Here is a 19,722-nt window from a genome sequence, read left to right as displayed (position 1 = left end):
CATGACCGTGCTGTCGCCCAGTTTGTACATCCGGAAGTCGACGTGCTCGTCCTCCAGCTTCACCACGCCGTACGGGAAGACGGCGGGGAAGAAGGCGTCGGACTTCCCGGGGTCCCGGGTGAAGACCTCGGACCAGCAGTAGGCGCCGGGCACGCGCTGCGCCTCGAAGCCCTCGTGGCTGCCCGCCTGCCACACGCCGAACAGGACCCCGCCGGGGTCGCGGGCCAGCAGCATCGTGCCGAAGCCGTCGACCCGCATGGGGTCCATCAGCGTCTCGCCGCCGTTCGCCCGGATCTTCTCGGCGGTGGCGGTGGCGTCGTCCGACGCGAGGTAGAGGCACCAGGCCGCCGGGCCCTCCTGGCCGGGCATCGGGGGCACCACGGCGGCGACCGCCCGGCCGTCGGCGTACGCCTGCGTGTAGTTGCCGAACTCCGTCGCGGCCTCGCCGAACGTCCAGCCCAGCACGTCACCGTAGAAACTCTTGGCCGCCTCGACATCGGGGAACATCGCATCGGCCCAGCACGGTGTGCCCTCCGGTTGTGCGGCCATGACCCGACTCCTTCGCACTCGATGAGATGTCCGGTTTGTCACGCTAGCCAGCCGGACGCGGCTCCGCGCGGCGGAGGAGGGCGGGGCGGGGCCGAGGTCACCCGACAGGCTCTCAGGGGCGGCCCCGGGAGGAGCGGCGCCGCGGGGGTTCCTCGCCCGGCGGGGGGTACGGGGGATGGCCGTACGGCTCCCGGTCCTGCGGCGGGTCCACCCGTACCAGGCCCGACTGGTAGGCCATGGCGACCAGTTGGGCCCGGTGGCGGGCGCCCAGCTTCGTCATCGCGCGCCCGATGTGCGTGCGCACGGTCAGCGGGCTGACGTGCATCAGCCCGGCGATCTCGTCGTTCGACAGGCCCTCGGCCGCCTGCGCCATCACCTCGCGCTCGCGGGCCGTCAGGACGTCCAGGGACTCGGGCGCGGCGACCCGGCCCTCGGGGCGGGCGAGGTAGCGGGTGACCAGGGCCCGGGTGGCGGTGGGGGACAGCAGGGTGTCGCCCGCGGCCACCGTCCGGATGGCGTCCAGCAGCTCCTCGGGACCGGCGTCCTTGCCGAGGAAGCCGCTCGCGCCCGCGCGCAGGGCCCGGGTCACGTACTCGTCGATCTCGAACGTGGTGAGGATCAGGATGCGGGTCCCGCCCAGCGCCTCGTCGCGGCAGATCTCCTCGGTCGCCGTGAGACCGTCCGTGCCGGGCATGCGGATGTCCATCACGACCACGTCCGGCACGGTGGCGCGGGCCTTCTCCACCGCCTCCCGGCCGTCCGCCGCGACACCGACGACCTCCATGTCGTCGTTCGAGTCGATCAGCAGCCGGAAGGTCCCGGCCAACAGCGCCTGGTCGTCGGCCAGCAGCACCCGGATGGTCATCGTGCGGTCCTCTCCTCGTCGTCGGCCCCGGGAAGCCCGCCGGGGACTCCGCCGGGAGTTCCTCCGGGTTCCGTCGTCTCCAGGGGGAGCTCCGTGGTCACCTCGAAGCCTCCGCCCGGCCGGTGCCCGGCGGCCAGCCGGCCACCGGCGGACAGGGCCCGCTCGCGCATGCCGATGAGACCGTAGCCCGACGCGCTCACCGGGCCCTCCGCCGCCGTCGTCGGCGGTGGTGCATGGCCGTCGTCGGAGACGGTGAGCGTGAGCAGCCGGCGCGCGTAACAGAGCCGGACCGAGGCCGTCGCGCCGCCCGAGTGCTTGGTGACGTTGGTCAGGGCCTCCTGCACGATCCGGTACGCGGTCAGGTCCGCGCCCGGCGGCAGCGGCCGGGTCTCGCCCTCCACGGACACCGAGACGGCCAGCCCGGTCTGCTCGAACGAGGTGATCAGCTCCGGCAGCCGGGCCAGCCCGGGAGCGGGCTCCAGCGGGGTCTCCGGGTCGCCCTCGCGGCGCAGCAGGCCCACGGTCGCCTTGAGCTCGCGCAGTGCGGAGGACGTGGTGCCGGCCAGCTGGTCGAGCGTCTTCTGCGCCTGGTCGGGCCTGCTGCGCAGCAGGTACGCGGCGGTGGCCGCCTGCGCGTGGGCGAGGGTGATGTGGTGCGCGACGATGTCGTGGAGCTCGCGGGCGATCCGGGTCCGTTCCTCGCCCACCCGCCGCCGCGCCTCCTCCTCGCGGGTGCGTTCGGCCAGTTCGGCGCGGGCCTCCACGGCCGTCAGATGGTCGCGCCGGGTCCGTACCGACTCGCCGACGGCGCCCGCCAGCAGGATGCACGCGAGGGTGCCGACCTGGTCGGGCCGCAGCAGCGCGCCTTTGCCCAGGGCGACGGAGAGGCCGAGGAGGAGGACGGTCACCACGGTCGTGTACACCGCGGTCGTGCGCAGGTCCGTGTGCAGGGCCAGGAGGTAGAGGGCCACCAGGGCGGCACCGGCGACGCTGGGGCTGGGGTCGAAGCCGATGTGGCTGCCCATGGCGCCCAGGAGGCCGCCGCACAGCGCCGTCACCACGACCACCGTGCGCGGGAACCGGCGCTGCCACAGCAGCAGGACGACGGAGGGCACGAGGGCGGCGAGGGAGAAGTCGAGCGGTGGGAGGCGGACGATCCGGGCCTCGGTCAGGGTGCTGGAGAAGACCGCGAAGCCCCACAGCACCGCGGCCACTCCCGCGTCCACGGTCCGGGGGTGCCGCCGGGCCCGCTGCCACCAGTCGGCGAACACGCGTCTCTTCACTCTTCCTCTTCGTCCGGTTCTTCCCGTGCGTTCGTGTCCATGGTCGCCGACCCGGCCGTCCTGCCGCGCGGGCGGCAGGACGGCCGGGCCGGGGCGTTGCTCACACGTGCACGGGGCCGGGGGCGGGTTCCGCCGTCGGCGCGGGCACCGCGGCCCTGTCGGCGGCCAGTGCCTCGCCCTCGACGTCCACCCGGGGCAGGACCCTCGCCAGCCATCCGGGCAGCCACCAGGCCCGGTCGCCGAGCAGGGCGAGCACGGCCGGCACGATCGTCATCCGGACGACGAAGGCGTCGAAGAGGACGGCCGAGGCGAGACCGACGCCCATCATCTTGATCATCGGTTCGTTCATCCCGATGAACCCGGAGAACACCGCGATCATGATGACGGCCGCGGCGCCGACGACCCGGGCGCTGTGCCGGAAGCCGGTGACGATCGCCTGGCCGGGCTTCTCGCCGTGGACGTACGCCTCGCGCATCCGGGTCACGAGGAAGACCTCGTAGTCCATGGCCAGCCCGAAGACCACACCGATCAGGAAGATCGGCATCATGCTCATCACGGGCCCGGTCTGTTCGACGCCGAGGGCGTCGGCGAGCCAGCCCCACTGGAAGACCGCGACGATCGTGCCGAAGGCCGCCGTCACGGACAGCAGGAAGCCGAGCGCCGCCTTGAGCGGTACCAGCAGCGAGCGGAAGACGATCATCAGGAGCAGGAAGGCCAGGCCGACGACGAGCGCGAGATAGGGGACCAGCGCGTCGGTGACCTTCTGCGACACGTCGATGTTCACCGCGGTCGTGCCGGTGACCAGCATCGTCGCGCCGGTCTCGGCCCGCAGACCGTACGCCTCGTCACGGATGGTGCGGACGAGGTCGGTGGTCTCCTCGGAGCTGGGGCCGGCGGCGGGCACGGCGGTGAGCACCGCGGTGTCACCGGCCTCGTTGAAGGCGGGGGGCGTGGTGGCGACGACGCCGTCGGTGGCGGCGAGCCGCTTCGCGGCCCGCGCCGCGGCGGCCTTCGGGTCGTTCGAGCCCTTGACGTCGACGACGACGGTGAGCGGGCCGTTGAAACCGGGGCCGAAGCCTTCGGCCAGGGCGTCGTAGGCGCGGCGCTGGGTGGTCGAGGTGGACTTCACCTCGTCGCCCGGCATGCCGAGCTGGAGGTCGAGCGCCGGTACGGAGATCAGGCCGAGGCCGAGGACGCCGAGCACCAGGACCGCGAGCGGCCGGCGGATCACGAGGCGGGCCCAGCGGGTGCCCGCGCCGGGCCGGTCGTTCCCGGTGTGCCGCGCGTGGTCGCCCCCGGCGGGGGCGCGGCGTGCGGCGCGCGGCAGGACGGCCCGGCGGCAGAAGCCGAGCAGGGCGGGCAGCAGGGTGATCGCGACGAGCACGGCGACCACGACGGTGCCCGCCGCGGCGAGGCCCATCTGCGTGAGGACGGGGATGTCGACGACGGCCAGGCCCGCCAGCGCGATCACGACGGTGAGGCCGGCGAAGACGACCGCGGAGCCCGCCGTGCCCACGGCCCTGGCCACGGCCTCCTCGGCGTCGTGGCCCTCGGCGCGTTCGGTGCGGTAGCGGGAGACGATGAACAGTGCGTAGTCGATGCCGACCGCGAGCCCCAGCATCAGGGCGAGCGTGGTGGTCGTGGTGGACATCCCGATGGCGACGATCGAGGCAACGCCCACGCCGATGCCGACGATCGCGGTGAGCAGCGGGAGGCCCGCCGCGGCGAGCGACCCGAAGGTGATGAGCAGGACGACCGCGGCGGCGGCCACCCCGATGAGCTCGGTGGTGCCGCCCATCTCGCTCTCCGGCACCAGGGCCGTACCGCCGAGCTCCACGGTCAGCCCGGCTTCCCGCCCGGTCTTCGCGGTGTTCTCCAGCGTTCCGGTGGTGGCTTCGGTGAGGTCGATGTTCGGCGCGTCGTAGGCGACGGTGGAGTACGCGGTCCTGCCGTCCTTGCTCACGGCCCCGGGCGTGCTGAACGGGTCGAGGGCGGCCTTGACCTGGTCGCCGGCCGCCACGTCGGCGACGATCCGCTCGACGGCCGCCCTGTTCGCGCCCGCGGTGACCTTCTGCCCCTCGGGGGCGACGAAGACGATACGGGCCTCGGCGCCGTCCGAACTGCCGCCCGGGAAGCGCCGGTCCAGCAGGTCGAACGCCTTCTGCGACTCCGTTCCGGGCATCGAGAACCCGTCCTCGGCGGCGGTCGGCGCCTTGGCCGCGGCGAACGCGCAGGCGGCCAGGACCACCACCCAGAGCAGGGCGACGAGCCTGCGTCTCCGGAAGGAGAAGCGGCCCATCCGGTAGAGGAAGGTAGCCACGAAGCGGCGCTCCAGTCTGGATCGGGCGACAGGACGGCGGCGGGTGTGCCGCGCTCCGGCGGACCCGTGGACCGGCCGGAGCAATGCCTCGATCCTTCGTGAAGAGGGACGTCATCGTCGTCGTGCGGCCGCATGCACTCGTCCGTACTGTCGTTGCAGTACGCGGCCGGCCCGTCCTGCTCCCGGGACAGGACGGAAGGGGCGTGTCGCACCGTCCCGGGGGCGGGTGCGGCCCCGGGGACCGGTGTGCGGTGCCGGGCTTCCGCGTGCGGCGTCGGGCTTCCGCGTGCGGCGCCGGGCGGACGGTGGCTACCGCCTCCGGGTGGCCGCGGCGACGGTGGCCATCAACTCCGCGTCCAGCACGGCCGGGTCGGCCAGCCGGGTGGGGGCCGCGTAGGAGTTCAGCAGGGCCTTGGTGACGCGCAGGGCGGCCTCGGGGCGGCGCACGACGGGCTTCGCCCACTCCGTGACCGCCGCGTCGAGCCGGTCCTCGGGGACGACGCGCTGGAGGATCGACAGCGAGTGCGCCTCGGCGGCGTCGAAGGCGCGCCCGGTCAGGATGAGTTCGCGGGCGCGGGCGGCCCCGACCTCGTGGATCAGCCGGGGCAGCAGACCGCCCCAGGCGGTGGGCAGGCCGAGGGCCAGTTCCGGCAGCCGGAAACGGGCGTTCTCGGCACCGACCCGCAGGTCGCAGGCGAGCGCCAGCGCCAGGCCCGCGCCGATCGCCTTGCCCTGGACCCGGGCGATGGTGACGGCCTGGCTGGTGGAGATCGCCTCGCAGACCCGGCGGGCCTTGTCGCCCGCGATCCGGATGCCCCGCCCGGTGGGGTCCTCGTCGAGCCAGTCGGCGAACTCGTCGCGGTCGCCGCCCAGGCAGAAGTCGTCGCCGGCCCCGCTGAGCACCAGTACCCGCACGTCGGGGTCCGGCACCGCCAGGACCGTCAGCAGCTCGTCGAGCATCGCCTCGGTGACCGCGTTGCCGGTGGCGGGGGAGTTCAGTCCGATGTGCAGCAGGGGGCCCTCGCGCCGGACGTCGAGGACGCTCCGCCGCTTGCGGGAGGAGCGTCGGGCGGTGGCGGGGCGGCGGGTCGCGGTGGACCGGCGGTTCGTGGCGGGCCGGCTGCCTGCGGCGGGCTGGGGCTCGGCGGTGGCGGGCTGGGGCCCGGTGGCGGCGGGCTGGCGCTCGGCGGCGGTCCGGCTTCCGGTCGAGGTCCGGCTGCCGGTGGCGGAACGGCCGCCGGCGGCGGAACGGCTTCCGGTCGCGGAACGGCCCTCGGTGAGGGAGGGCTTCATACCGCCACGCCCAGCGAGGTGACCCGTCGGAAGACCAGCCGGGACGCGTAGACCGCGGGAGAGACGGTGCGCAGGGTGGGGAAACGCTTCAGCAGCTGGGTCAGCAGCGTGCGTGCCTCCAGGCGGGCGAGGGCCGCGCCCAGGCAGTAGTGCACCCCGCCCCCGAAGGTGAGGTGGGTGCCGCTGCGCCGGATGTCGAAGGTGTCCGGGTTCTCGTTGCGCCGCGGGTCGTGGTTGGCGGCCCCGTACAGCACGTGGACCATGCTGTCCTTCGCGATCGGCACACCGGCCAGCACGGTGTCCTCGGCCGCGATCCGGGTGTTGATGTGGATCGGCGGGTCGTACCGCAGCACCTCGTCCACGGCGGAGTCGATGTGCCCGGGGTGCTCCGCGAGCCACTCCCACTGGCCCGGTTCCTTCAGCAGCAGCTCCACCATGGCCGACAGCAGCGTCGCGGTGGTCTCCAGCGAGGCGATGGTGACGAACATGGTGAGGCGGTAGAGGATCTCGTCCGCCCGCTCGCGGTCGGGCTCCCGCGCGTCCCAGGTGTGGATCCAGCCCGTCAGGACATCGTTGCCGGGCTGCTCCCGGCGCCTGCGCACCATCTCCGTGAAGTACGCGCGCAGCCGGACGGTCGCCTCTGCGGACACGGCCAGCTGCTCCTTGGTGGGCAGCAGTTCCTGGGCGTGCACCTGGTCGTGGGTGATCTCCAGGATATGGGGGTAGTCCTCGGGCGGTATCCCCAGCCAGCTCCCGATGGTGCTGATCGGGAGCTGTTCGCTGACCGTGCTGACGAAGTCGGCCTCGCCCCAGCGCATCTTGTCGGCCAGCTCGTCCAGGAGCCGGGTGACGTGCTCCTCGACCTGCGGGGTCAGCCGCTGGACGGTCGACCGGTCGAAGAGGTTGCCGAGGCTGCGGCGCTGGCAGGTGTGCTCGGGGGCGTTGAGGCGGGAGAGGGTCTTGGTCATCTCCCGCGTCGCGACCGCCTCCCAGCGCTCGGTGTCCGCCTGGCGTTCCTGCCAGGCGAAGTCCGGAGCCAACCAGTTGCGGCCGCGAAGCACCTCGCTGCACGTGTCGAAGCCGGTGGCGAAGTACGCGTCCCAGGGTGCGCGCACCACATCGCCCATGTCGCGCAGCGAGGCCAGTACGGGGTAGGGATCCGCCTGCCCCTCCGGCGACCTGAGACGTCGTAGGAGGGGTATGAGGGCCCGGCGGCCGTCACGGGGGCCGGTTTTGCCACCTATAGCGCTCACGCAGAGTTCCTTGACCTGGGCTCCTGGTTACCGGCAGAACCTACCCCTCCACATGTGGCAACCATGCGTGGATCCCTGTTGCCCCTATCACAGACAAAGGCCCGCCCGGCCCCTTGTCATATGCCGGGCGTGTCCTCGACTCCCTCCGGAACGCCTGCACCTGATGGCGTGAAACACCGGTTTGTGCGGACAAGTCGTCCGCCTCCGCGCGGGTCAGGCGCGGAAGACGTCCAGGAAGGAACTCCACCAGCCCTTCGTCCTCTTCGGCTGCTGGGTGTGGTCCGGGTACGGGGCGGGCGCCTCGCCCGGTACGGCGATCCGGGGCGAAACGGGCGTCTGCATCGCCGCCGTCTTGGCGCCGCGAGCCGGGCTCGGGCTGAACCGGACCGGCAGCGACACCAGCGCGCGGTGGAACGGACCCGGCCGCCATTCGACGCCGGAGGGCGACACGGCGAGGGTCAGATCGGGCACGGTGTTGAGGATCTTCTCGATCGCGGTGAGGGCGATGAGCTGCGCGGGGGACTTCGCCGGGCAGACGTGCGGGCCCGCTCCCCAGGCCAGATGGGCGCCCTTGCTGAGGGTCTGACGGGCGTCGGTGAGCGCGGGATCGCTGTTCGCGGCGGCGAAACTGATCAGTACGGGGGTCTCCGCCCGCAGCGTCGTACCGCCCAGGTCGACGTCCTGCACCGGGTAGTGCGTGGCGTAGTTGGCGATCGGCGGGTTGTTCCACAGCACGTCGTCGAGGGCGTCCTCGACCAGCATCCCGGTGCCCCGCCGCTGCCCGGCCCCGGTGTCGCTGGACAGCATGAGCAGCAGCGCGTTGGCGATCAGGTTGCGCTCCGGCTCGATGCCCGCGCCCATCAGCATGACGAGCTGGTCCTTCAGCTCCTCGTCCCGCAGCCCCGCCGGGTGCTGGATGAGCCAGGAGGTGATGTCCTCGCCGGGCTGGCGCCGCTTGAGCGCGACGAGTTCCATCAGGCACTCGGTCAGCTCGTCGTTGGCCCGGAGCACGTCCTCGCCGTCGAAGATGGCGGACATGCTGCGGGTCAGCCGGTCGCCGATGTCGCCGGGGCAGCCGAAGAGCTGGTTGAACAGCAGCAGCGGCAGCAACTTCGCGTACTCGCCCAGCAGGTCGGCGGTGCCGCGCTCGATGAACTGGTCGATGAGGTAGTCGGCTATGCGCTCCACGTCCCGGCTGAGCCGGGTGGTGTTGAGCCGGCCGAGGCTCTCGGTGACCGCCTTGCGCAGCCGGAGGTGTTCGGTGCCGTCCGTGAACAGGCAGTTGGGCCGGTACGCCATCATGGGCAGCACCGGGCTGTCGAGCGGTACGCGTCCCTCCCGCAGTGCGGCCCAGCGCCGCGCGTCCCGGGCGAAGAAGGACGGGTTCTGCAGCACCCGGAGCGCGGCCTCGTGCTGCACGACCAGGGTGGCCTCCACCCCGGGGGCGAGCTCGATAGGGGCGGCGGGGCCGTGTGCCCGGAACGCGTCGTACACGCGCTGCGGGTCGGACGCGAACTCCGGCCCGTAGAGCGACGTCTGCCGCTCCCCGTGCATCGGGCACCCGGTGGGGGCGCCGTACGGGGTGGCTCCCGTCGACGAGTCCATATGTCATTCCTCGATGTGGGTCCGGGCCCCGCGGGACCCGGAGGGTGGACGGAAAACGGAGCCCGGACCGCCCGTACCGGCGGGCGGAACGGGCGGTCGGGGGCGCCGGGCCGGCTCCCGCCGGCCGGGGGCCTTCAGGCCACGCGGGTCAGAAGGTGCTGGACCAGGGTGATCAGGGCCTGTGCGGACGACTTCTCGTCCCGGGCGTCGCAGTACACGACCGGGGTGTCCGGCAGCAGGTCCAGGGCCTCGCGCAGCTCGTCCTCGGCGTGCTGCGAGTACGGATCGAAGCTGTTCACCGCGACCGCGTACTCCAGCCCGTACGTCTCGACCAGGTCGATCACCGGGAAGGTGTCGGCGAGACGGGCCGGGTCGACGAGGAGCAGCGCGCCGAGCGAACCACGAGCCATGTCCTCCCACAGCTCGACGAAGCGCTGCTGTCCGGGGGTGCCGAACAGGTACAGCACCAGCTCGTCGCTCAGCGTCAGACGCCCGAAGTCCAGTGCGACCGTGGTGGTCACCTTGTCGGGCGCGCCCCGCAGGTCGTCGATGTGGGCGCTCGCCTGCGTCATCCGCTCCTCGGTGCGCAGCGGAGTGATCTCGGAGAGGGTGCCGATGAGCGTCGTCTTGCCCACGGCGAAGTGTCCGACGACCAGGATCTTCGCCGCACGCCGCACCGCGTCCGGCACATAGATGCTCTCAGCCGAACCGGACGTGGAGTCCATGCAACACCTCTTCGAGGATCTTCCTGTCAACGAGCTGAGCCGGCGGCGGCGCCTTGCGGCGCATCAGATGACCCTGTTCCGCTAAGTCGTTCAGCAGCAGCCGGGCCACCCCGACCGGCTGGCCGAGATGGCCCGCCACCTCGGCCACCGACAGGTAACCGCCGGAGCACAGTTCCCAGATCGCCCGGACCTCCGGGCTCGCGTTGGCCGGCGGCTGCCGGTCCGGCGCGATGGTGACCAGGGTGACCAGGGAGAGGTCCCCCGCGTCGGGCAGACCGCGCCCGCCGGTGATCACGTAGGACCGGACGAACCCGCTGTTGACCGACTGTTCCTCGCCCGGCGTCGTCATGCGTCGATTCCCGCCCCCGCGTTGTGGCGGGGAGGTGTGGTCATCGCCTTCCCCAGCGCCGTGACCTGCTGCTGCATGCGGAAGGACATGGCCTCCATGTCGACGTCGGCCGCGGCGGCGGCGGCCAGGTAGGCGCCGGAGCCCGCCGCGATCAGGAAGATCCAGCCGTGCTCGTACTCCAGCAGCGTCTGGCGCCAGCGGCCCGGCACCTGGGCCCCGATGAAGGGGGCGACGGCCCGGCTCAGCGACTGCATGGAACTCATCGCGGCCGCCACGGTCTCCGCGTCGTCCCGGCCGATGCTGCTGGAGCTGGCCAGCAGCAGGCCGTCGGCGGAGACGAGGATGGCGTGCCGGGCGCCGGGTACCTGGATCACATCGTTGAGCACCCAGGTCAGATCGGGGTTCACGGGAACTCGGGTCCTTCCGTCGTCGTCATGTCGCGCCCGGACCGTGTTCCGCGCTGGAACGCGCCCAGGCGGGAAGCGGTCTCCTCACTGCTGCGCACCGGGACCGGTTCGGCCGACGGCACCACCGAGACGGGGCTCTTGCGACGACGCTTGGGCAGGCCGCCGGCGGTGGTGGGCATCGCCCCGGCGGGCCCGGCGGGCTGCGGGGTGACGACCGGGTGGGAGGCCGGCGGGAACAGCGGGGTCGGGGACTGCGCGGGGGCCGACTGGGCGGGGGCCGACTGAGCGGGCACCTGACGCCGGGGGAACGCCGCCACGTCCGCCTCGTGGTGGACGGCGGCGGCCGGGGGAGCGACGGGCACGTCGTTGGTGAGCAATTCGTCGGGCAGCAGAATCACCGCGCGCACACCTCCGTAGGGGGACACGGAGTCCACCGAGACCCTGAAACCGTAGCGGGCGGCCAGCACGCCGGAGACGGCGAAGCCGAACTGCGGGGGAATGCCCAGACTGGAGACGCTGATCGCGGCCTGCGGCGCGAGGAGCGCTGCGGCACGGTCCTTCTCCTCCTGCCCCATGCCGAGACCGGCGTCGTCGACGATGATGCAGACGCCCTTCGGCACGGCCTGGATGTTGATCTCCACCGGGGTGCCGGGGGCGGAGTAGTTGGTGGCGTTGGCCAGCAGCTCGGCGAGGACGACCGCGATGGGCTCCACGGCCTTGCTGACGACCGAGAAGTTCACCTGCCCGTTGATCCGCACCCGGTCGAACTGCCGGATGCGGCCCTGGGCGCTGCGGGCCACGTCGAAGACCGAGGCGACGGTCTCCCGGCGCCCGAGCCAGCCGCCGCACAGCACCGCGATGCCCTGCGCGCGGCGCCCGAACTGGCTGTTGGCGTGGTCGACGGCCATCAGGTCGGCGAGCATGCCGGGGTCGTCGCCGTGCTTCTGCTGGGCGTTCTCGATGACCACCTGCTGCTCGTCCGCGAGCCCCTGGAGGGTGCGCACGGCCGCCTTGAGAACGGCCTTGGTCTCCTCCTCGGCATCCCTGCGGACCTCGGCCAGCTCAGAGGAATGACGATGCGTCAAAGTGGTGTGGGCCATGTGTAGTTCGTCCCGGTTGCGCTGCAACGCATCACGGTCGGCCCGGATTTCGGCGTTCTGTCTGCGCAGTCCGATATTGATCCTGCGAGCGCGCAGAACGGCACCCACGGCGATCAGCGCGACGACAACCAGTGCCCAGAAAAGAGGGCCCTGTGCAAATGTCATGAAACTCACTTCAAGTGCCATGGCTAGGGAAACGGCTCAGCACTCCCTCGTGCGTCGCATATTCCGGGCTGGTCGAGCCCTTGCTTGCGCCACCCGAGGAAGGCCCCTCCGGATGTGTGGCCGAGGAATTCATCCCTCCCGGAATGCCCCCATATGCCGTCAGCCCACTGGAAGTAAGATGATCTTAACATCGGTCAGACAGTCAATTGTCAAGACCGGCGCGCCAGTTGCACGCTTGACTCCGAATGTTCACAACCGGTGGTGATTTTCCCGCACCGGTGGTAAAGCGATCGGGGCTTCACGGGTGAACTGCCCGTGAAGCCCCGAGTCACATTTCACATTTCACGTGTCGCACGTCACGTTCCACGTGTCGCATGCGAAGTGGCACGTGTCAGGTGCCGGATGTCGGGTGCGATGCGGCACGTGCCGGGTACCGGGTGTCGGATGCAGTGTGGCACGTGTCAGGTGCCACGAGTGCCGCGCCATGTGACAGGTGCGGCAGATGCGACGGACGGCATGTGTCGGGTGTGGCACGGAAGGTGTCGAAGAGTCAGGACTTGAAGGGTCAGGACTTGACCAGAGTGATCTGTGTCGTGTTGTCACCGGCGTTCACGCTCGCCGGGTAGTCGCGGTCGTCCGCCTTGCCGAAGCCGCGCAGCATGGCGGTTCCGGTACGGAAGGAGATGCCCGGTTCCATCGCGGTGGTGGGGATGGTGACGCTCCACGGGACCGGGGCGCCGGGGACGCAGTCGACGACCTGGCCCTCGTACCGGCCGACCGCCTCGCCGGTCTTCTGGGTCTGCGCGACCAGGCCGGAGAGCGAGATGCGGGCCGGCTTGTTGCAGGTCGCCGTGCCGCCGACGGTGACCGCGCCGCTCTTGGTGTCGAGCCGGCCCTCGGGGTTCAGGCCCAGGCCGATGGCCAGTTCGGCCGGCGGCTCGGCGGTGCGGGCGTGGACCTCGCCGCGCAGGGGCAGCGTGGAGCCGTTGCAGTACTGCTCGAAGGTGGCGTCGAGCTCGCGGATGTAGCCGTAGGGGCCGTAGGAGATGTGGGAGACGGTGAAGGAGCCGGTGCCGGTGGTGCACCAGCGGTCGTCCGCGCCGAACTCCAGCTTCGGGTCCTCCGGCCGGGCGTCGGGCCAGCGGGAGGCGTTGGCGTAGGTGGTGCCCTCGGTCAGCTTCTGGCCGTCGGGGGCCTGGAGGTGGAGGGACCAGCGGCGGCCCTCGGGGGTGACGATCGTGACGCCCGCGGCGTTCTCGTCCGTGGGGCCGGTGACGTCGAACATCTCGACCGATCCCGCGGCGAACTGCTGGGACTGCCCGTCCGAGACGAACTCTCCGGGCTCACCGGCGAACGAGAGCGATCCCGAGACCGCCTCGTGGGCCTGCGCGGTGCCCGACAGCGGGGCCGCCACCACCGCCATGGCCACCGCCGTGAGGACGGCCGCCGCACGGGCCGCCCCGCGTCCCGCCATGCTGCTCTTCGACAAGGTTCTTCCTCCATGGGAGCACTGCCCGCCCCGGTGGGCCGGGACGGGGTCGTACGCGCGCCGCCGGACGTTCAGGTGCCGGACGGGCCGGTCCTGTGGGGGCGGCTGGAATCTCCTCGGCGGCGCGGGCAGGAAGCTAACAGTGCGCACTGACAACGCCGGTGCGGCGGGGGCGCGGACGAGGGTGCGGGCGGGTGCGGAATACTGCCGTACTCAATCGCCGTCGTGAGTAGGGGGACCCGGTGCGACCGCTGTCGAAGCACGATCCGCGGCAGATCGGCCCGTTCCGGATCACCGGGCTGCTCGGGGGCGGCGGCATGGGACGGGTCTATCTCGGCCACTCGGCGGACGGGCGGGCCGTGGCGGTGAAGACCGCGCGCTCCGAACTGGCCGACGACCAGGGGTTCCGGACGCGCTTCGCCCGCGAGGTGGCCGCCGCCCGGCGGGTGAGCGGGCCGTTCGTGACCCCCGTCGTCGACGCCGCGCCGCACGACGACGTGCCCTGGATGGCGACCGACTACGTGCCGGGCGTCTCCCTGACCGACGCCGTGCGCGACGGCGGGCCGCTGCCCGGTCCCACGGTGCGGCTGCTGACGGCGGGCCTGCTGCACGCCCTGGCGGCGGTGCACGCGCAGGGTCTGGTCCACCGCGACCTGAAACCGTCGAACATCCTGCTCACGGCCGAGGGCCCGCGCGTCATCGACTTCGGCATCGCGTACTCGGCCGCGGAGACGGCCCTGACGGCGACGGGCACCGCGCTCGGCACCCCCGGCTTCATGGCGCCCGAGCAGCTCACCATGTCGGGGCCCGAGGTCACGGGTGCGGCGGACGTGTTCGCGCTCGGCGGGGTGATCGTGTTCGCGGCGACGGGCGGCGGCCCGTACGGGAGCGCCGACCCGCAGGTCCTCATGTACCGCACCGTGCACGAGGAGCCGCGGCTCGACGGCCTGCCGGACGGGCTGCGGGAACTGGCGGCGGACTGCCTGGCGAGGGAGCCGGGGCAGCGGCCCGCGCTGCCCGTCCTGATGAACCGGGCCGGCCCCCCGGGCCCGTACGCCGACTGGCTGCCGGAACCCGTCTCCGTACGGCTGCGCGAACTGTCCGAGGAGCTGGACCGCCTGTCCGGTCGGGGCGGCCCGACCCGGCCGCTCCGGCTCCCGGCCGCGCCGCACCCCTCCGACCCCTCCGCCACGTCAGGCACTTCGGGCCCCGCCGGTACCTCGGGGACTTCGGGCCCCGTCGACGCCGTGCCCACGGCCGCCGCGCCCACCGCCGCCGTGCAGGCCGACGCCGTACCCACCGCTTTCGTGACCAAGGGGCACGCGGCTCCGACCCGGGTCCAGGCCCCGGCTCCGGCCCCGGCCCCGGCCCCGAGTCGGCGTCGTGTGCTCGCCGCGCTGGCCGGGGCCGGGGTCGTGGCGGGCGGCGGGGCACTGGGCTGGACGCTGTGGACGGGCGGCACCGGGAACACGGGCAGCCGGACGGGCGGCACCGGTGGTTCCCCGGACGGTTCGAAGTCCGGCGGAAAGGCCCGGACGGCCGCCCTGCCGAAGGGGATACGCGACAAGGGCGTCGTCGCCGTCGGCCTGGACCCCACCTACGCGCCCATGGAGTACATCGACACCGACGGCAGGACCGTCGGGGTGGACATCGACCTCGGCAACGCACTCGGCCGTGAACTGGGCGTGCGGTTCGAGTTCGAGAGCGCCACCTTCGACGGCCTGCTGGCCGGCCTGCACGCCGGACGGTTCGACCTGGTCATGTCGGCGATGACCGACACCAGGGACCGGCAGGAGGGACGGACGGGCGGCACCGGGACCGGACGCGGCGTCGACATGATCGACTACTTCGGCATCGGCCTCGGCCTCCTCGTCCGCAAGGGCAATCCGGAAGGAGTCGAGGGCCCCGACGACCTGTCCGGCAGGACGGTCGCCGTCGAGCGCGGCGGTCTGGCCCGGGACTACGTGGGGGAGACGGGCCGGGGGAACCCGAAGGTCCGGGAGTTCGACACGGTGAACGAGCTCTGCGAGGACGTGAGAGCGGGCCGCTCCGAGGCCGGCCTCGCCGACTTCCCCGTACTCGCCCACATCGTCGCGACCGGCACGGGCGGCGGCGCCCTCGAACTCGTCGGTGGACAACTCGACCCCGCCCCCTGCGGCATCGCGGTCGCCAAGTCCGGAACGGACCTGCGCGACGCCGTGCGGGAGGCACTCGACCGCATCATCGCGAACGGCGAGTACGCGAAGATCCTCAAGAAGTGGGGAGTGGAGCAGGGCGCGGTGCGGCGGGCGGTCGTCAACGGGGGCAAGTAGGGGCACGGCAGGGCATCAGCCCCTGTTCACGTCCTCTGTTCGTGGCCCGGGGAACTCTTCTTCGGGGAGCTTTCCTTCGAAGAGTCGCCTTCTGCGGATTCGCCCTCCGGGGGCGTGAAGATGCGATCCAGGTGGTGGCGCAGCACCCCGGTGGCCGACTCCGGCGGCCGCTGGCCCACGAGGACGCCGGTGCCCATGCCCGCCGCCATGGCGAGCAGGCCGACGGCCTCGACGCGCGGGTCCACGTCCCGGCCGGTCAGCCCCGCGTCCCGGGCCTGTTGCAGCAGACCGGTCAGGGCGTCCTCGGCGGCGTCGGGGTTGTCGATGAAGGGCTGGGCGGCCAGCGCCTCGTCGGTCACGGACAGGATCGCGTACGCGCTGTAGAGGAGATGGAAGGTCCGGCTCTCCTCGTCGGTCGGGAGGGAGGCCAGGAGCAGCGCCTCGGCGGTCGCGCGCGGGCCGGGGTCCGTGCCGCAGGCCCGGAGCCGCTCGCCCACCCGCGCGGTGAACCGGTCGGTCAACTGCTGGAGCCCGTGCAGCAGCAGCTTCTCCTTGGTCCCGAAGTAGTACTGCACGAGCCGCAGCGAGACGCCGGCCTCGGCCGCGACGTCCCGCATGCCGACCGCGTGCAGCCCGCGCCGCCCGGCGACCCGGACGAGCGCCTCGGTGATCTGGCGCCGCCGTTCCTCGTGGTCCACGCGCTTCGGCATGTTCTCGTGTCTCCACCCATCGGTCGTATCCGCGCTCCCGGCGCCGGGACCCCTTCATGGTACCGCTGTACCAACATGATGGTACGGTCGTATCACTACTGCGAGGGATTGATTCCCCGCGGTTCCCCAACGGGTCCTCAACGGAGGTGCCGCCATGTCCGAGAACACCACCCGCGCCCGCCGCGACATCGGCCGCTACGTCAACGACGCCCTGCGCGACCGGTACTTCGCCGCCTGCGACGCCGTCTACGCGCTCGGCGCGCCGGCCCGTTCCGAGACGGACGTCGAGACCTCCTTCGGCACCACGCACGTCTACCGGTACGGCTCCACCGACCCGGCCGTCGAGGCCCGTACCCCGGTCGTCCTGATCCACGGGTCCGGCGGCTGCTCCGCGCAGTGGTACCCCAACACCCGGGCGCTCGGAGCCGAGCGCCCCGTCTACGCCCTCGACACCCCCGGCGACCCGGGCCGCAGCGTGCACCGGGAACCCATGTGGCAGCCGGAGCGCGCCGCGCAGTGGATGGACGAGGCCCTCGACGCCCTCGGTCTGGACCGGGTCCACCTCGTCGGCTCCTCCTACGGCGGCTGGCTCGTCATCAACCAGGCCCACCTGCGCCCCGGAAGGCTCGCCTCCGTCACCGCCCTCGACCCGGGCGGCCTGGAGAAGGTCGGTCTGCGCTTCTTCGTCTGGATCTTCGCCAGCCTCTTCGCCACCTCCGCCCCCAAGGCCCTGCGCCCCCGACTGGCGGCCTGGCTGGAACAGCCGGTCCTCGTCGTGCCGGAACTGCGCGCGATGATCCGCTCCGGCGTACGGGCCTTCCGCATCCGCCGCCCCGCGCCCCTCCCCCTGACCGACGAGGAACTGGCCACCATCCGGACGCCGTTCCACCTGGTCATGGGCAGGCGCAGCCTGCTGCTCCACCCCCGGCGCCAGCTGGAACGCGTCCCGCGCCTGATCCCCGGCGCCCGGGCCGAGATCATCGCGGCCACCGGCCACGGCCCCCAGATCGACCACCCCGACCTGGTCAACGCCCGCATGCTGGCCTTCCTCGACGAGACCGACTCCCGCACCACCAACGCCTGACCGGCACGGCCCGTTCTCCTCGCCGCCCCTCCGCCCGGCGCCCTGATCGGCGCGCGTCCAGGGCGTCGGCCCGTTCGACCGGCTCCGCCGCGATGCGGTCCCGGCCGGTGCCGACCCGGTGCTTCTTCGGCGCCGTCCCGGTGCCGACCCGGTGTCCCCGGTGCCGACCCGGTGTCAGATCAGCGAGCGGCCGGTGGGGCCGAGCCGGAGCGTCCGGGGCGCCGCCGTCTGCTCCCGTTCGACACCCGGCAGGATCTCGTTCCGTACGAGGGGGTGGGCCCACACCTCGGCGAGGTGCCGGCGGTGCGCGCTCTCGTCGGGGTACGGGGCGAGGAGCACGGCGACGTTCTCCCCGGTGCGGACCGGCAGCCGGGTGAACGTGTTGTGCGCGTGCTCGCTGGTCAGGAGGGCGAGCGGGGCCGGTCCCGTCTCCCGGAGCGCGGGGAGGAGGCCGTCCCGGACCAGCGCGATGCCGTCCTGCCGTCCGGGCGGGAAGGACCACACGGTGGCGGACACGAACCGCTCGGGTGCCGGGGCGCCGACCGGGGGCCGTCCGGCGGGGGAACCGGGGAGGACGCCTTGGACGGACACGGGACGCAGGAGGAGCACGTCGTCGGAGTCGGCCATGGTGTCGTTCGCCCGCGGACCGTGCTCGGCCCAGACGGGCCCGCCGTAGAAGTCCGTGAGCGCGCGGTGGCGGGCCGCCATGTCCGGGAATCCGCGCAACCAGACGAAGCGGTCCGGATCGTCGAGGTCCCGGAACTGGCCGAGCAGGCTCATCCCCACCGCTTCCTGGGACTCGACGAACTCCCGGTCGAACAACTCGACCAGCTCGTCGCGCCGACGGGGCCGCAACGTGTACTGGCGAAGCTCGATCACGGCGGGCGAACCGGTGGTTCCGGTGTTCGGTGGCACGGCAGGGCTCCTGTTCGGCGTTCTCCACACGGGCTCCCGGACCGTTCGTCCGGAGCCGGCACGGAGACCGACGGTAGGGGAGCCGTGTGACAGGTGCTGTCAGTGTTTCCGGAGCTTTCGACGCATCGATTGCTTCCGCCGCATCGATTGCTTTCGGCGCTTCGACCTCCCGACCTCCCGACCTCCCGACCTCCCGACCTCCCGACCTCCCGGCTTCCCGACCTCCCGGCTTCCCGACCTCCCGGCTTCCCGGCTTTTCGACTTTCCGGGGTTCGGAGAAGAATGTGCGCATGCCTGCCGGTCGACTGCTCTCGTTGTTGCTGCTGCTGCAATCGCGGGGCCGCACGTCCGCACGGGAGATCGCCGAAGAACTGGACGTGTCGGTGCGCACCGCCTACCGCGACGTGGCGCGCCTGCAGTCCGCGGGGGTGCCGGTCTACGCGGAGCCGGGCCGCGGAGGCGGCTACCGGCTGCTCGACGGCTACCGCACCCGCCTCACCGGGCTGAACGAGGGCGAGGCGCGGGCGCTGTTCCTCGCCGGACTGCCCGGACCCGCCGCCGACCTGGGGCTCACGGCCGAGACGTCGGCGGCCCGGCTGAAGCTTCTCGCCGCCCTGCCGGCGGGACTGCGCGAGGAGGCGGAACGGGCCGCGGCGGTGTTCCATCTGGACGCCCCCGGCTGGTACCGGGAACCCGAACGGACACCGCACCTGCCCCTGTTCGTCGACGCGGTGCTCACCCGGCGCGCGGTGGACGTGCGTTACCGCCGCTGGCGCGCCCCGCAGGAGGTGAACCGCCGTCTCCACCCCTACGGTCTGGTCCTCAAGTCCGGTACCTGGTACCTGGTGGCCGCCACCGGGAAGGGACCCGCGACCTACCGCGTCGCCCAGGTCCTCGACGCGGTACCGGCCGACGAACGGTTCGACCGGCCGCCGGACTTCGACCTGGGCGCCCACTGGGCCGCCTACCTCGACGACTTCCGGGCCCGCCGCCACACCGGCACGGCCACCGTCCGCCTGTCGCCCCGGGGACGCCGGCGCCTCCCCGACAACGTCCCCCCGGAGGTGGTGCGGGCGGTGGACTCCACCGCGACCGCGGTCGGCGACGACGGCTGGGTCGAGGCGGTCATCCCGATCGAGGGCACCGAGCACGCCTGCGGCGAACTGCTGAGGCTCGGCGGGGACGTCGAGGTCGTCGCACCGGCCGAACTCCGCCGGGCCATGGCCACCGTCGTGGGGATACTCGCCCGAACCTACGGGAGCTGAGAACGGGAGCCGGGAACGGGGGTGGGGAGCGGG

At 72.5% G+C, this 19,722-nt stretch carries 17 protein-coding genes; 3 read left to right on the top strand and 14 right to left on the bottom strand.

Annotation, left to right across the window (positions count from 1 at the left end; translation table 11 throughout):
- From ABZZ04_RS10400 to ABZZ04_RS10345, 12 genes are all read right to left on the bottom strand, one after another.
- On the bottom strand, positions 1-549 hold a 549-nt coding region (locus ABZZ04_RS10400), incomplete at its 3' end, for a VOC family protein (RefSeq protein ID WP_356931766.1).
- Positions 550-661: 112 nt separating this feature from the next.
- On the bottom strand, positions 662-1,414 hold the full coding sequence (locus tag ABZZ04_RS10395; protein WP_356931765.1) for a response regulator transcription factor: 753 nt from the start codon (positions 1,412-1,414) through the stop codon (positions 662-664).
- A complete protein-coding gene (locus ABZZ04_RS10390) occupies positions 1,411-2,697 on the bottom strand; it encodes a sensor histidine kinase (RefSeq protein WP_356931764.1) in 1,287 nt (428 codons plus the stop codon). Before ABZZ04_RS10390 ends, ABZZ04_RS10395 begins: the two co-directional genes overlap by 4 nt.
- A 100-nt stretch (positions 2,698-2,797) precedes the next feature.
- Positions 2,798-5,017 (bottom strand): MMPL family transporter, encoded by a 2,220-nt coding sequence (locus tag ABZZ04_RS10385; RefSeq protein ID WP_356931763.1) that lies wholly within the window; start codon positions 5,015-5,017, stop codon positions 2,798-2,800.
- Between the two features lie 309 nt (positions 5,018-5,326).
- Positions 5,327-6,031, bottom strand: coding sequence for an enoyl-CoA hydratase/isomerase family protein (locus ABZZ04_RS10380; protein ID WP_356931777.1), 705 nt, complete (start codon positions 6,029-6,031; stop codon positions 5,327-5,329).
- A gap of 275 nt (positions 6,032-6,306) precedes the next feature.
- Positions 6,307-7,437, bottom strand: coding sequence for a cytochrome P450 (locus tag ABZZ04_RS10375; RefSeq protein ID WP_356931776.1), 1,131 nt, complete (start codon positions 7,435-7,437; stop codon positions 6,307-6,309).
- Positions 7,438-7,776: 339 nt separating this feature from the next.
- Positions 7,777-9,168 carry a cytochrome P450 gene (locus tag ABZZ04_RS10370; protein WP_356931762.1) on the bottom strand — a complete coding sequence of 464 codons (1,392 nt, stop codon included), beginning with the start codon at positions 9,166-9,168 and terminating at the stop codon, positions 7,777-7,779.
- 134 nt (positions 9,169-9,302) lie between these two features.
- Positions 9,303-9,893: an ATP/GTP-binding protein gene (locus ABZZ04_RS10365; RefSeq protein ID WP_148836550.1), complete on the bottom strand. Its 591-nt coding sequence runs from the start codon at positions 9,891-9,893 to the stop codon at positions 9,303-9,305.
- Positions 9,868-10,242: a DUF742 domain-containing protein gene (locus tag ABZZ04_RS10360; protein ID WP_148836551.1), complete on the bottom strand. Its 375-nt coding sequence runs from the start codon at positions 10,240-10,242 to the stop codon at positions 9,868-9,870. Before ABZZ04_RS10360 ends, ABZZ04_RS10365 begins: the two co-directional genes overlap by 26 nt.
- Positions 10,239-10,649, bottom strand: a complete 411-nt coding sequence (locus ABZZ04_RS10355; RefSeq protein WP_356931761.1) for a roadblock/LC7 domain-containing protein — start codon at positions 10,647-10,649, stop codon at positions 10,239-10,241. The genes ABZZ04_RS10360 and ABZZ04_RS10355 overlap by 4 nt, the downstream gene beginning before the upstream one ends.
- Positions 10,646-11,914, bottom strand: a complete 1,269-nt coding sequence (locus ABZZ04_RS10350) for an ATP-binding protein (protein WP_356931760.1) — start codon at positions 11,912-11,914, stop codon at positions 10,646-10,648. Before ABZZ04_RS10350 ends, ABZZ04_RS10355 begins: the two co-directional genes overlap by 4 nt.
- 565 nt (positions 11,915-12,479) lie before the next feature.
- The gene (locus tag ABZZ04_RS10345; RefSeq protein WP_356931759.1) at positions 12,480-13,403 is read right to left on the bottom strand and encodes a hypothetical protein; all 924 of its coding nucleotides are present in this window, start codon (positions 13,401-13,403) and stop codon (positions 12,480-12,482) included.
- A gap of 242 nt (positions 13,404-13,645) precedes the next feature.
- Here ABZZ04_RS10345 and ABZZ04_RS10340 point away from each other — a divergent pair, with 242 nt between their 5' ends.
- Entirely contained in the window at positions 13,646-15,715 is a 2,070-nt protein-coding gene (locus ABZZ04_RS10340) for a bifunctional serine/threonine-protein kinase/transporter substrate-binding domain-containing protein (RefSeq protein ID WP_356931758.1), read from the top strand.
- 26 nt (positions 15,716-15,741) lie between these two features.
- On the opposite strand, the gene ABZZ04_RS10335 is transcribed toward ABZZ04_RS10340, so the two are convergent.
- Positions 15,742-16,425, bottom strand: coding sequence for a TetR/AcrR family transcriptional regulator (locus ABZZ04_RS10335; RefSeq protein WP_356931757.1), 684 nt, complete (start codon positions 16,423-16,425; stop codon positions 15,742-15,744).
- A gap of 154 nt (positions 16,426-16,579) precedes the next feature.
- Here ABZZ04_RS10335 and ABZZ04_RS10330 point away from each other — a divergent pair, with 154 nt between their 5' ends.
- The gene (locus ABZZ04_RS10330; RefSeq protein WP_356931756.1) at positions 16,580-17,509 is read left to right on the top strand and encodes an alpha/beta fold hydrolase; all 930 of its coding nucleotides are present in this window, start codon (positions 16,580-16,582) and stop codon (positions 17,507-17,509) included.
- 174 nt (positions 17,510-17,683) lie between these two features.
- Here ABZZ04_RS10330 and ABZZ04_RS10325 read toward each other — a convergent pair whose 3' ends face one another.
- Complete coding sequence (locus tag ABZZ04_RS10325) at positions 17,684-18,424, bottom strand: NIPSNAP family protein (RefSeq protein ID WP_356931755.1); 741 nt, start codon at positions 18,422-18,424, stop codon at positions 17,684-17,686.
- Positions 18,425-18,714: 290 nt separating this feature from the next.
- On the opposite strand from ABZZ04_RS10325, the gene ABZZ04_RS10320 reads away from it, so the two are divergent.
- Positions 18,715-19,689: a WYL domain-containing protein gene (locus ABZZ04_RS10320; protein WP_356931754.1), complete on the top strand. Its 975-nt coding sequence runs from the start codon at positions 18,715-18,717 to the stop codon at positions 19,687-19,689.
- Positions 19,690-19,722 lie beyond the last annotated feature (33 nt).

The sequence above is a fragment of the Streptomyces sp. NPDC006435 genome, assembly GCF_040612315.1.
In the GTDB taxonomy this organism is placed as follows: domain Bacteria; phylum Actinomycetota; class Actinomycetes; order Streptomycetales; family Streptomycetaceae; genus Streptomyces.
Note: the sequence above shows the minus strand (reverse complement) of the source record. Positions and strands in the feature narration are given on the sequence as shown.

Excerpts from the sequence above, each read along its gene's own strand:
- ABZZ04_RS10320 (WP_356931754.1), top strand. The coding sequence starts at position 18,715 with ATGCCTGCCGGTCGACTGCTCTCGTTGTTGCTGCTGCTGCAATCGCGG.
- ABZZ04_RS10365 (WP_148836550.1), bottom strand. The coding sequence starts at position 9,893 with ATGGACTCCACGTCCGGTTCGGCTGAGAGCATCTATGTGCCGGACGCG.
- ABZZ04_RS10370 (WP_356931762.1), bottom strand. The coding sequence starts at position 9,168 with ATGGACTCGTCGACGGGAGCCACCCCGTACGGCGCCCCCACCGGGTGC.
- ABZZ04_RS10375 (WP_356931776.1), bottom strand. The coding sequence starts at position 7,437 with ATGGGCGATGTGGTGCGCGCACCCTGGGACGCGTACTTCGCCACCGGC.
- ABZZ04_RS10350 (WP_356931760.1), bottom strand. The coding sequence starts at position 11,914 with ATGACATTTGCACAGGGCCCTCTTTTCTGGGCACTGGTTGTCGTCGCG.
- ABZZ04_RS10330 (WP_356931756.1), top strand. The coding sequence starts at position 16,580 with ATGTCCGAGAACACCACCCGCGCCCGCCGCGACATCGGCCGCTACGTC.
- ABZZ04_RS10395 (WP_356931765.1), bottom strand. The coding sequence starts at position 1,414 with ATGACCATCCGGGTGCTGCTGGCCGACGACCAGGCGCTGTTGGCCGGG.
- ABZZ04_RS10335 (WP_356931757.1), bottom strand. The coding sequence starts at position 16,425 with ATGCCGAAGCGCGTGGACCACGAGGAACGGCGGCGCCAGATCACCGAG.
- ABZZ04_RS10360 (WP_148836551.1), bottom strand. The coding sequence starts at position 10,242 with ATGACGACGCCGGGCGAGGAACAGTCGGTCAACAGCGGGTTCGTCCGG.